A 12,823-nucleotide genomic window follows, 5' to 3' on the forward strand; every position below is an offset into this window, starting at 1 on the left:
CCATTGTACAATCAAATTAAAGGAAAACTTATGATTCCACAAGTAAAACAAGAAATTATCGATTTAGGAGATGGAAGAAGCATCTCAATCGAAACAGGTAAATTAGCAAAACAAGCCGATGGTTCGGTTGTTGTTCGTTTAGGAAATTGCATGCTTTTAGCAACAGCAGTATCAGCAAGAACAGCAAACGCAGGAATTGATTTTTTACCATTAACGGTAGATTACCGTGAAAAATTTGCTGCCGCAGGTCGTTTCCCTGGAGGTTTCTTCAAGAGAGAGGCGCGTCCAAGCGACAGCGAAGTATTAACAATGCGTTTAGTAGACCGTGTATTACGTCCTCTTTTCCCGGATGATTACCACGCTGAAACTCAGGTAATGATTCAGCTAATGTCACATGACGACAACGTTATGCCAGATGCATTAGCCGGTTTAGCAGCATCTGCCGCTTTAGCCGTTTCTGATATTCCATTTTACAACTTAATTTCCGAAGTACGTGTTGCACGTGTGGATGGTAAATTGGTTATCAACCCAAGCAGAGAAGAATTGGAAAAATCAGACATCGACATGATGATTGGTGCTTCTATGGATTCTGTTGCGATGGTGGAAGGTGAAATGAAAGAAATTTCAGAAGCCGAAATGATTGAAGCAATTAAATTTGCTCACGAAGCAATCAAAGTACAAATTGCAGCACAACAACGTTTAAGAGCGGCTGTTGGAAATCCTGATTACAGAACTTATGATGGTGAAGTAGAAGATGAAGCTGTTTATACAAAAGTAAAAGCTGCTGCTTATGATAAATGTTATGCTATTGCAGCAGAAGCATCAGGAAAAAGCGAAAGAGGCGAAAAATTTGCTGCTGTAAAAACAGAATGCCAAGCATTGTTTACTGAAGAAGAATATGCTGAAAATGCTGACTTAGCCGGATTAGTTGGAAAATATTTCTACAAAACCAATAAAGAAGCTGTTCGTAATGTAATTCTTGAACAAGGAATTCGTTTAGACGGAAGAAAAACAACAGAAATCAGACCTATCTGGTGTGAAACTGATTATTTACCTTCTGTACACGGTTCTTCATTATTTACACGTGGAGAAACTCAGGCATTAGCTACAGTAACTTTAGGAACATCCAGAGAAGCAAATCAAATTGACTCTCCATCTGAACAAGGAGAAGAAAAATTCTACTTACACTATAACTTCCCTCCTTTCTCAACTGGTGAAGCTCGTCCTTTAAGAGGAACTTCAAGAAGAGAAGTAGGTCACGGAAACTTAGCACAACGTGCATTAAAAAACATGATTCCTGCTGATTGTCCTTATACTATTCGTATTGTTTCAGAAGTTTTAGAATCTAACGGTTCTTCTTCTATGGCAACAGTATGTGCAGGAACTATGGCTTTGATGGATGCAGGAGTTCAAATGGTGAAACCGGTTTCCGGAATTGCTATGGGATTGATTACTGACGGTGAAAAATTTGCTGTACTTTCAGATATCTTAGGTGATGAAGATCATTTAGGTGACATGGACTTTAAAGTAACTGGTACTGCTGACGGAATCACTGCTTGTCAAATGGATATCAAAATTGACGGATTACGTTATGACATCATGGAACAAGCTTTATCTCAAGCTCGTGACGGACGTTTGCATATCTTAGGAAAATTAACAGAAACTATCGCTACTCCTAGAGAAGATGTTAAAGCACATTCTCCTAAAATCATTACCAGAACTATTCCTGGAAACTTCATTGGCGCTTTAATTGGACCTGGTGGAAAAGTAATTCAGGAATTACAAAAAGCTACCGGAACAACTATTGTTATCAACGAAGTAGACGAACAAGGAGTTATCGAAATCTTAGGTACAGATCCTGCCGGAATTGAAGCAGTATTGGCTAAAATTAAGTCAATCACTTTCAAACCACAAATGGGAGAAGCTTATGAAGTAAAAGTAATCAAAATGCTGGATTTTGGAGCTGTAGTTGAATATACAGAAGCACCAGGAAACGAGGTTTTATTACACGTATCTGAATTAGCGTGGGAACGTACTGAAAACGTAACCGATGTAGTGAACATGGGCGATGTATTCCAAGTGAAATACTTAGGACTTGACCCTAAAACTAAAAAAGAAAAAGTGTCAAGAAAAGCACTTATCGCAAGACCTCCGCGTGAGGAGAAAAAAGAGTAATCATATCTTAGTTTACTAAAGGTTTAATTATAAAAAATCCCGACTCGTTGTAAAAAACGAGACGGGATTTTTGTTTTTTGTAAGCTTAAATAAAATTTTTTTGAAGATTTTGTAACTTTCTTACAACTCCGTACGTATAACCATTTGTACACTATAAAAAATGGGACAACAATAACATGAGACAACTTAAAATCACCAAGCAGGTTACCAATCGTGAAACTGCTTCATTAGACAAATATTTACAAGAAATTGGAAAAGTTGACCTTATTACTGCTGACGAAGAAGTAGAATTAGCACAAAAAATTAAAGCCGGAGATCAAAGAGCTCTGGAAAAATTAACAAAAGCTAATTTACGTTTCGTTGTTTCGGTAGCAAAACAATATCAAAATCAAGGATTAACACTTCCTGATTTAATTAACGAAGGAAACTTAGGATTGATTAAAGCTGCACAACGTTTTGATGAAACACGTGGTTTTAAATTCATTTCGTATGCAGTTTGGTGGATTCGTCAATCGATTCTTCAGGCTTTGGCTGAGCAATCCCGTATCGTTCGTTTACCATTAAACAAAATTGGTTCTATCAACAAAATCAACAAGATGTACGCTTTATTAGAGCAATCTAACGAGCGTCCGCCTTCTGCTGAAGAAATTGCAAAAGAACTGGATATGACCGTAAATGATGTAAAAGAGTCTATGAAAAACTCCGGTCGTCATTTATCAATGGATGCCCCTCTTGTTGAAGGAGAAGATTCTAACCTTTATGACGTGTTACGTTCAGGTGAATCTCCAAATCCGGACAGAGAATTAATCCACGAATCTTTACGTACTGAAATCGAGCGTTCACTAGAAACATTAACTCCCCGTGAGGCTGATGTAGTTCGTTTGTATTTTGGTCTTGGTGATCAACACCCAATGACTCTGGAAGAAATTGGAGAAACTTTTGACCTGACACGTGAGCGTGTTCGTCAGATTAAAGAAAAAGCAATCCGTAGATTAAAACATACTTCCAGAAGTAAAATCTTAAAAACTTACTTAGGTTAATCCTATAACACTATCTCAAACTCCGGCTCAAACCGGAGTTTTTTTTTATACCAACTATACATTTATTTTGGGCGTGCCACCATCTGAAAAAAAAGAGCTAAGCCTCTTTGCGTAGATCCGCTCTTTTTTTCAGCTGCTGTCGTGCTATCCGCTCCGCTTTGGCGGAGTGCTCCTATCACTCACGCAAAAACTGCTCCGTCAAGAAAACATAATTTTCTAATTTGATTTTGTACCTTTGCAAAAATTCAACACACAACACAACCATAATGAAAAACACACTTATTGCTCCATCAGTATTAGCTGCTGATTTTGCTAATCTGGAACGCGACATCAAAATGATTAATACCAGTGAAGCAGACTGGTTTCACATTGACATCATGGATGGCGTTTTTGTTCCCAATATTTCTTTTGGAATGCCGGTTTTAGAAGCTATCAAAAGACATGCAAACAAAACTATTGATGTACATTTGATGATTGTTGATCCGGATCGTTACATTTCGACTTTCAAAAAATTAGGAGCTGATGTATTAACTGTTCACCTTGAAGCCTGCACTCACCTTCACAGAACCTTACAAGCCATTAAAGCCGAAGGAATGAAAGCCGGAGTTGCCTTAAATCCGCATACCAATGTTGATTTACTTGAAGATGTAATTAACGATATTGACTTGGTTTGTATCATGAGTGTGAATCCGGGTTTTGGAGGACAATCATTCATAGAAAACACTTATGATAAAATCAGAAAGTTAAAAGCTTTAATCAATAGAAAAGGTGCTTCAACCATTATCGAAATTGACGGTGGAGTAACTAATAAAAATGCAGTTCAATTAGTAGAAGCCGGAGCAGATGTTTTGGTAGCCGGAAGTTATGTTTTTGGCGCTGCTGACCCAATTGCCACAGTAGCCGATTTAAAGAAAATTACCAGTCTATAAAATAATATCCCAAAGCCTTCTCAAACTGAACTGAGAAGGCTTCTTTTTATTTCAAATAAAAAACAATTCACACAAAACCACTAAAACACTACACAATAGATAATTATATAATCAGAAACTCAAATTATATAAAATTTTCTCCTCTAAATGACAGAGCTTTGTAAAAGCTTTAATCATAAACTTAATTCCCCGAATACGATGAGAAAAATTAAATCTATCACGATACTATCTACTGCATTATTTAGCCTCTTCAGCTGCTCGAATAATAACGATACAAAAAATAATCCCGGTACTATTACCAATCCGGCAGAAACTAACAATCCTAACACCAGTTTCAAACCGGCATTTGATGGGCAAACCCGTGTAAATGGAATACAAACCAATACGGATTACGAATCAAAGATAATTACTACCGCTCTCACAAAACCCTGGAGCGTTAAAAGCCTTCCGGATGGCAGACTATTAATAACTGAAAAAGACGGTGTTTTCCGTATTGTAACCACAACAGGAGAAGTAAGTAATCCTATTTCCGGCATTCCTGCAGTAAATGCTGCAAATCAGGGAGGTTTATTAGGTTTTTGTCTGGATCCAGATTTTGAATCTAACAGACTACTGTACTGGGTATTTTCTGAAGCTGTATCAGGCGGAAACATTACAGCTGTTGCAAAGGGTAAACTATCCGGCGACTCAAAAAGCATAGAAAACGCCACCGTTATTTACCGAACTACTCCTGCAAATAATAGTACACTTCATTATGGAGGACGTATCCTTTTTGACAAAACAGGAAACCTTTTAGTCAGTACCGGAGAACGCTCCGTACTTGAAACAAGACCATTAGCCCAATCTACTTCGACAAGTTTAGGCAAAGTGGTCCGAATAACAAAAAATGGACAAGCAGCTCCTGGAAATCCAAGTTTTAATCAGGCACAATCATTAGCCGAATTATACACAATTGGACATAGAAATCCTCAGGGATTAGCTATGCATCCTGTTACAGACGAAATCTGGCTCAGCGAACACGGACCACGTGGAGGTGATGAAATTAACCGTTTAGAGGCAGGGAAAAACTATGGCTGGCCGGTAATTACGTATGGAATAGAATACGGTGGAGGAATTATTGGTGAAGGAATTCAGCAAAAAGAAGGTATGGAGCAACCCGTTTATTATTGGGATCCGGTAGTATCACCAAGCGGAATGACTTTTTATACCGGAAATCGTGTTCCTGAATGGCAAAACAACCTTTTTATAGGAACCCTAAGTGGTATGCATATTGTTCGCCTTGCTATTAAAGACAATCGAATCATTGGAGAAGAAAGGCTTCTTGCTCAGAAAAATCAAAGATTCAGAGACATTACACAAGGAAATGATGGCGCTTTATATGCTATCACTGATCAGGGCAGATTATACAAAATTGACAAGAAATAACACCAAAAGATCTATTTAAAATAAAAAGCCTCAAAAGCAATCCATAAGATTTGATTGCTTTTGAGGCTTTTTTTAAACCTTTTCTTCAAAATTAATCATTTTAACGATAATTTTAAATAACTCAGGATGCTGTTTTTTAAAAATTGCCGGTGTCTCAAAAAAGTGCTCCAGAATGACAGCTAAAAATTCAAATTGATTCTGATAAGCATATAATCTAAAATACCCATTGGAACGCAATTCCGCATTCAACGAGTCATCTTTATAATAATTCATGCTTTTATTAAACTCATCATAAAAGATAACAGCACTTGGATCATTACTCTTCAAACAATGAAAATGCAATGCATGTGCAAATTCATGTAATCCCAAATTAATATTATCATTAGAGGTTTCATGACCTAAAACAAAATCTTCCCACGAAAAAACAATGGATTTCATTCGGGGATTAAATTCTCCTTTATGATATGCATCATTGGAAGACGAATAATAACTTGATGGATAAATAACAATTCTTGAAAACAATTCAATCAAATATTTCCTGAAACCAAAAGTCAGCATTACATAAGTACCTGCTATCAATATTTGCATCAGTGGGGTAATTGCTATATCCTTGCCTACAAACTCATATTTAGACAAAAACTCCTTTACCCGATGTTCAAAATACTTTTTCCTTTTCAAATTAAGTCGGTTATAAAAAGGAAAATTATGTTCTAAAATTGCTTTTTGTTCACTATTCAATTTTTTCAGCAAAGGATATGCATGTAAAAACAAGGGTTTCTTGAAAGCCAGAACATAAGCAGGTTCAATAATCCTGAACACAATTAATTGAAAAGCAAGTATCGCAAAAACAAGAATGACAAAAAATTGAAACACCATATCTGTTCCATTAAATGGATTATGTAATTAAATTTAAAATAAAAACCTCAAAAACAATCTTTTAAATCTGATTATTTTTGAGGTTATTGGAATGTGACCGCGGCAGGGTTCGAACCTGCAACCCTCAGAGCCGAAATCTGATATTCTATCCAGTTGAACTACGCAGCCATTTTAATTTTAGAATTTAGATTTCATATTAATCAGAAGTCTAAATTCTAAAATCTAACTTTTATTAAACTAATAATTTTTTTACAATAGTAGAAACTGTTTTTCCTTCAGCAGTTCCTCCTAATTGTGCAGAAGCTAATCCCATTACTTTTCCCATTGATGCAATTCCGGATGCTCCTGTTTCAGCAATAATTTTAGCAATGACAGCTTCTATTTCCTCTTCGCTTAATTGAGCCGGTAAAAACTTCTCAATTACAGCAACCTGAGCTAATTCCGGTTCAGCTAAATCAGGACGATTTTGTTCTGTAAAAATTCTGGCGCTTTCTTTACGTGTTTTTACTAAACGCTGTAACAATTTAACTTCTTCATCTGCCGAAATTTCTTCTTTTGATCCTGAAGAAGTCTGAGCTAAAAGTAATTCTGATTTGATTGCTCTCAAAGCTTCTAAAGCTACGGTATCTTTGGCTCTCATGGCTGTTTTAATCTCTTCCATGATCTGTACTGATAAACTCATTGGTTTCTTATTATTAAGCAATACTGCTGTGTTTGACATTATTTTTAAAAAGAGTTCAGGAGACAATTACTTATACTGAAACTCTGTTTATTTTTGCGAAGGTAAAAAAAATAACCCGAAAATTAAATGCAACTTTCGGGTTATTGTATGCAAAAATGGATAGATTAATCTACGTTGTCGTGCAAATAAGAATTATTAGAACGCAATTGCAAATCATTATTGCTGTCAGTCCCTACTGATATTCTTGAATTTGCATTGTTAGTTTGATTATTTGAAATATCGATACCTAATCTTTTATAAGCAGGTTCTTTTTCATATTCATCAATCTTAGAAACATTATTGTGAAACTTATAATTGAATTCTTTTAATTTTTTTCTTCTTTCATCAGCTCTTAAGCGTAATGTTTCTTCAATTGTCATTTCGATAGGAGAAATATCTTCGGCTTTTGAAAAATCTTCTGAAGGTATTTCTACTTTTTTCATGGTGATGTTTAACTCTTCAGGAATTACTTCTTCCACCACTTTTGCTACCGGCTTAGACGAAATTAATTCGTTTTCTGCCTCCATATATTCTTCAAGAGAATATCTGATGACTCCTTTGTCTGACAATTCAGTTACCGGAACAAACTGCACAGCTTGGTTTACCTTAATATCTTTAGTTTCATTTGTCAATTCAAATAAAATTTTTTCTTCTTTTTCCTGAACTGGTTCCGGTTTAACCGGCTCCGATTTAAAAAGAGGCAAATCAAAAGAAATAGAAGTCTGCTCTTGTTTTTCGATTGCTTTAGGCTCTTCAATAATTGGTTGTTTTACTTCTGCTGCTTTTGGTGCTGAAAAAGTAAATTCTTCTTCTTTTATTGGAGAAACAATTTCGAAAGTAACATCAATATTTTTAATAAATTCAGACATTGCCATCAATTCCTCGTTTCCCTCAACAGGAACAACTTTTTCTGCCACAGGAGCAGCTGCAACAACTTCCTCTTCATCAATTAAGTCAAAAACAACTCTTTCTTCAACATTACTACTTACCGGCTTATCAATATCTAAATCAAAACCTGCAACTGTATTGTTACTTAGATTATGAACACTTCTTTGCTCATCTTCTAAGGTATGAATGATTTTTTTTGGCTCCGTATTAACGATTCCGTTTTGTTGTTCAATATCAAATCCAGTTGCAATAATAGTCACTGCCACAGCATCACCTAATGTATCATCTTCACCAACTCCCATGATGATATTAGCATTGTAACCGGCTTCACTTTGAATATGGTCATTAATTTCGCCTATTTCATCTAAGGTAATTTCGTTAGATCCAGAAACGATGAGCAACAATACGTTTTTGGCTCCTGTAATTTTATTATCATTTAATAACGGAGAATCTAAAGCAGCAACTATAGCCTCTTTAGCTCTGTTTTCACCTGAAGCAACAGAAGAACCCATGATAGCAGTTCCACTATTTGCTAATACCGTTTTAGCATCACGTAAATCGATATTTTGAGTATAGTGATGTGTAATTACTTCGGCAATTCCTCTTGAGGCTGTTGCCAAAACTTCATCCGCTTTAGAGAATCCTGCTTTAAAACCAAGATTTCCATATACTTCTCTTAATTTGTTATTATTGATAACAATTAAAGAGTCTACTTGTTTACGTAATTTTTCAATTCCAATAAGCGCTTGCTCCTGACGCACTTTCCCTTCAAAGGTAAAAGGCAAGGTCACAATACCTACCGTCAGAATTTCTCTTTCTTTAGCCAGTTGAGCAATTACCGGCGCCGCACCCGTACCTGTACCTCCACCCATTCCGGCAGTGATAAAAACCATCTTGGTATTGCGGTCTAACATTTTTTCGATGTCAGCGATACTTTCGATAGCAGATTGTTGCCCCACATCCGGATTAGCTCCGGCACCAAGTCCTTCTGTTAAATTTACTCCTAATTGAATTTTATTAGGAACCCCACTATTTTGTAATGCCTGTGAATCCGTATTACACACAATGAAATCAACTCCTTTGATTCCTTGCTTAAACATATGATTGATAGCATTACTACCACCTCCACCTACACCTATTACTTTTATCACATTTGATTGATTTTTAGGTAAATCAAATGAGATACTTCCAAATTCTGAGTTGCTCGTCATATTATTTGGTATTTTGATATTAATATATTTTGTCTTTATTCTTCTTTTTACTACTCGGCGTTATCTAAAAAATCTTTAATCTTATCCACATAACGATCAAAGAATGAACGTTTGATTTTCTCTCCTGTTGATTCTTCTTTTCTGGAATAACTTTGCGTTTCTACCGGCTCTGCTTCTTCAAAACGTTCTACAATTTCAACAACCGGTTCACGTTGATAAACCACTTTTTGAGAAACTACATCTTCTTTTCTAATCGCACTTTGTGTATTATTGCAAATACTATTCATTACTAATCCCACTGCAGTTGCATATAAAGGACTGGAAAACTCCTCATCTGAATTACCTGCTAAATGCTCATTAGGATATCCTATTCTGGTATCCATTCCTGTAATGTATTCTACTAATTGTTTGATGTGCTTTAATTGAGCACCACCACCGGTAAGTACAATTCCGGCAATTAATTTTTTTCTTGGATCTTCGTGACCATATGCTTTCACTTCAGTAAAAACCTGTTCAATTATTTCTACTACACGGGCATGAATAATTTTGGATAAGTTTTTTAATGAAATTTCTTTTGGTTCTCTTCCTCTCAATCCCGGAATAGAAACAATCTCATTGTCTTTATTTTCTCCTGGCCAGGCTGACCCAAATTTCACTTTCAACAATTCAGCCTGTTTTTCGATAATAGAACAGCCTTCTTTGATATCATCTGTAATTACATTTCCTCCAAAAGGAATAACTGCCGTGTGACGAATAATTCCATCTTTAAAAATAGCCAAATCAGTTGTTCCGCCACCAATATCGATCAAGGCAACTCCGGCTTCTTTTTCTTCCTGGCTTAAAACTGCATCAGATGACGCTAATGGCTCTAATGTCAATCCTGACAATTCGATACCTGAACTTTGAATACAACGCCCTACATTACGTATAGACGATGCCTGCCCTACCACAACATGAAAACTGGATTCTAATCGTCCACCATACATCCCGATAGGTTCTTTTATTTCCGATTGCCCATCAATTTTAAATTCCTGAGGTAAAACATGGATAATTTCTTCCCCCGGCAACATGGCCAATTTATTCACCTGATCAATCAGTAATTGAATGTCATTTCCACCAATTACTTCTTCCGGATTGCTTCTGCTGATGTAATCTGTATGCTGAATACTACGAATGTGCTGACCTGCAATCCCTACAACAACATCTTTAATTTTATAACCTGAATTTGTTTCTGCTTCATTAATTGCTTGCTGGATAGACTGAATGGTTTGTGTAATATTATTCACCACTCCTCTAGCCACACCTAGACTTTTGGATTTTCCAACACCCAAAATTTCTAACTTACCATACTCATTTTTCTTGCCAATCATGGCAACGATTTTGGTTGTCCCTATATCTAGACCTACTGCAATATTCTCTTTTTCCATTTTCTATTATTTAGTGCAAACTACTTGTTTTGTAAACCTGAGGTCAATCTTCTTATATTTATACAATGTACTATCTAAAACTGCTTTTTGAAAAAAAGCTTTATAGTTCTTAAATTTTGTTTCAAAATTCATCATACTGCCAAAATCAATCTGGTAATCATAATTCCTATTGAACATTTTTAAGCTGGCATTGGGCAAAACCTGAATAGCAATGATGTTTTTTTTCAAAAAGTCATCTTCATAAATAGCACAAAATAACTGCGCTAATTTTGCTTCATTCTTACTGTTTATATTCCCTGAAACCAGCGGAACCCTAGCCGTAAAATTATCCGATAACGGCATCTTACCTCCCTTATAATCAATATAAAAAGATTCAAAATCATTAACCACTCTGGCTACAGGAGTCTTTTGCTTTACAACCGCTTTCAGAACACCATCAACACTTACAAACACATCCGATTCCTCAATCATCGCATTTGAATTAAGCTTTCTTTCCAGCTTATTCAAATCTAATTTATCTTTTTCAATAGCTAAGGGGTTGCTCATATTTTCTATTAACAATTTATTAACCGTTTCCTCCTTAACAAAAAGATTGTTTTCTCCTACAAAAAAAACCTTGATTGCAGCTATTTTTCGTTTTTCATTTCGCTTTGAAGTGAATGAAAAAAGAAAAACAACCAACCCTAACATTAGGATTAATCTGATATTTGTCCAATTAAATATTTTTTTCATCTAAAGCTGTTTTAATTGCCCCCACCATTTCACCAATATCTCCTGCTCCAATGGTAACCATAATTGTCGCGTCACTTTTCAACATAGTTGTTATCAAATCTTCTTTAGAAACAATCGCTTTATTCTGATTCTCTATCTTAGACAACAACCATTCCGAAGTTACTCCAATCATAGGTAACTCACGTGCCGGATAAATATCCATTAATAATACATCGTCAAACTGAGCAAGACTTTTTGCAAAATCATCAGCAAAATCTTTGGTTCTGCTAAAAAGATGCGGCTGAAAAACGGCCAAAACTTTTTTACCCGGATACAATTCTCTTACTGCTTGGTGCACCGCATTAATCTCAGTAGGATGATGTGCATAATCATCAATATAAACCAGATTTTCAGTTTTAATCTGGTATGAAAAACGCCTTCTTATTCCTTTAAATGAAGCTAAGGCTTTTGCAATGGCATCGGTTGGGGTGCCGAAATTTACTGCCATTGCAAGAGCCATTAAAGCGTTCATTAAATTGTGTCTTCCCGGTAATCCAAACCGAAAATCTTTTAAAAGAGTAGTCGGTGTTTGTACATCAAATACATAACTACTATTTTCTATTCTAATATTAAAAGCATTATAAACTGCTGATTCATTGACTCCTACAGTCACTCCCGAAAGAGGCAAATCAGTAGTAATAAACAAATTAGATTTATCTTCTACTTTATCCGCAAACTCAGTAAAAGATTCTTTAATTGCTTTATCTGTTCCATAAATATCCAGATGATCCGCATCCATCGAAGTCACACAAGCAATATTAGGATGCAAATGCAAGAAAGAACGATCAAATTCATCTGCTTCAACAACAGTTACGGTTTTCCCGCTTCCTATTAAATTTGAATTATAATTTTCTACAATTCCGCCAATAAAAGCGGTAACATCAGCACCACTTTCGTGCAAAATATGACCTAAAATACTGGATGTAGTTGTTTTACCATGCGTCCCCGCCACTGCAAAACAAAAAGTATCTTTAGTTATTATTCCTAAAACTTCAGCTCTCTTTTTGACCTGATAATTACGTTCTAAAAAATAATTCCATTGCGCATGTGTTTTGGGAACTGCCGGAGTAATAATAACCAGCGTATTTTCTACAAAATAATCCTTAGGAATCCAATTAATATCATCTTCAAAATGAATATCAATACCACTTTCAATTAACTCATTCGTTAAAATTGTAGGTGTTTTATCATAACCGGAAACCTGTTTTCCAATATACTTAAAATAGCGTGCCAAAGCACTCATACCAATACCGCCGATACCGATAAAATAGACATTATGTATTTGGTTTAGATTCATTTTTCAATTTCAATTTCAATGACAATATCAATTTCAAAAACTGATATCACGACTGGATTAATT

At 35.6% G+C, this 12,823-nt stretch carries 10 protein-coding genes and 1 tRNA gene; 4 read left to right on the forward strand and 7 right to left on the reverse strand.

Annotation, left to right across the window (positions count from 1 at the left end):
* Positions 1-30: 30 nt before the first annotated feature.
* From BUB89_RS01705 to BUB89_RS01720, 4 genes are all read left to right on the forward strand, one after another.
* A complete protein-coding gene (locus tag BUB89_RS01705) occupies positions 31-2,175 on the forward strand; it encodes a polyribonucleotide nucleotidyltransferase (protein ID WP_073241244.1) in 2,145 nt (714 codons plus the stop codon).
* A gap of 176 nt (positions 2,176-2,351) precedes the next feature.
* Positions 2,352-3,215, forward strand: a complete 864-nt coding sequence (locus BUB89_RS01710) for a sigma-70 family RNA polymerase sigma factor (protein ID WP_026707723.1) — start codon at positions 2,352-2,354, stop codon at positions 3,213-3,215.
* Positions 3,216-3,481: 266 nt separating this feature from the next.
* A complete protein-coding gene (gene rpe / locus BUB89_RS01715) occupies positions 3,482-4,144 on the forward strand; it encodes a ribulose-phosphate 3-epimerase (RefSeq protein WP_073241247.1) in 663 nt (220 codons plus the stop codon).
* 198 nt (positions 4,145-4,342) lie between these two features.
* On the forward strand, positions 4,343-5,569 hold the full coding sequence (locus BUB89_RS01720) for a PQQ-dependent sugar dehydrogenase (protein WP_073241249.1): 1,227 nt from the start codon (positions 4,343-4,345) through the stop codon (positions 5,567-5,569).
* A 72-nt stretch (positions 5,570-5,641) separates the two neighbouring features.
* On the opposite strand, the gene BUB89_RS01725 is transcribed toward BUB89_RS01720, so the two are convergent.
* From BUB89_RS01725 to murC, 7 genes are all read right to left on the reverse strand, one after another.
* Positions 5,642-6,445 carry a zinc-dependent peptidase gene (locus BUB89_RS01725; RefSeq protein ID WP_073241251.1) on the reverse strand — a complete coding sequence of 268 codons (804 nt, stop codon included), beginning with the start codon at positions 6,443-6,445 and terminating at the stop codon, positions 5,642-5,644.
* A 94-nt stretch (positions 6,446-6,539) separates the two neighbouring features.
* Positions 6,540-6,613 (reverse strand) — tRNA-Arg (locus BUB89_RS01730).
* 64 nt (positions 6,614-6,677) lie between these two features.
* The gene (locus BUB89_RS01735; protein WP_073241837.1) at positions 6,678-7,127 is read right to left on the reverse strand and encodes a GatB/YqeY domain-containing protein; all 450 of its coding nucleotides are present in this window, start codon (positions 7,125-7,127) and stop codon (positions 6,678-6,680) included.
* A gap of 164 nt (positions 7,128-7,291) precedes the next feature.
* Positions 7,292-9,265 (reverse strand): cell division protein FtsZ, encoded by a 1,974-nt coding sequence (gene ftsZ, locus BUB89_RS01740; protein ID WP_073241253.1) that lies wholly within the window; start codon positions 9,263-9,265, stop codon positions 7,292-7,294.
* Positions 9,266-9,315: 50 nt separating this feature from the next.
* On the reverse strand, positions 9,316-10,692 hold the full coding sequence (ftsA, locus tag BUB89_RS01745) for a cell division protein FtsA (RefSeq protein WP_073241255.1): 1,377 nt from the start codon (positions 10,690-10,692) through the stop codon (positions 9,316-9,318).
* A 6-nt stretch (positions 10,693-10,698) separates the two neighbouring features.
* A complete protein-coding gene (locus tag BUB89_RS01750) occupies positions 10,699-11,424 on the reverse strand; it encodes a cell division protein FtsQ/DivIB (protein ID WP_073241257.1) in 726 nt (241 codons plus the stop codon).
* The gene (gene murC / locus BUB89_RS01755) at positions 11,408-12,760 is read right to left on the reverse strand and encodes a UDP-N-acetylmuramate--L-alanine ligase (RefSeq protein ID WP_073241259.1); all 1,353 of its coding nucleotides are present in this window, start codon (positions 12,758-12,760) and stop codon (positions 11,408-11,410) included. Before murC ends, BUB89_RS01750 begins: the two co-directional genes overlap by 17 nt.
* Between the last annotated feature and the right edge of the window lie 63 nt (positions 12,761-12,823).

It is taken from the genome of Flavobacterium flevense (genome assembly GCF_900142775.1).
In the GTDB taxonomy this organism is placed as follows: Bacteria; Bacteroidota; Bacteroidia; order Flavobacteriales; family Flavobacteriaceae; genus Flavobacterium; species Flavobacterium flevense.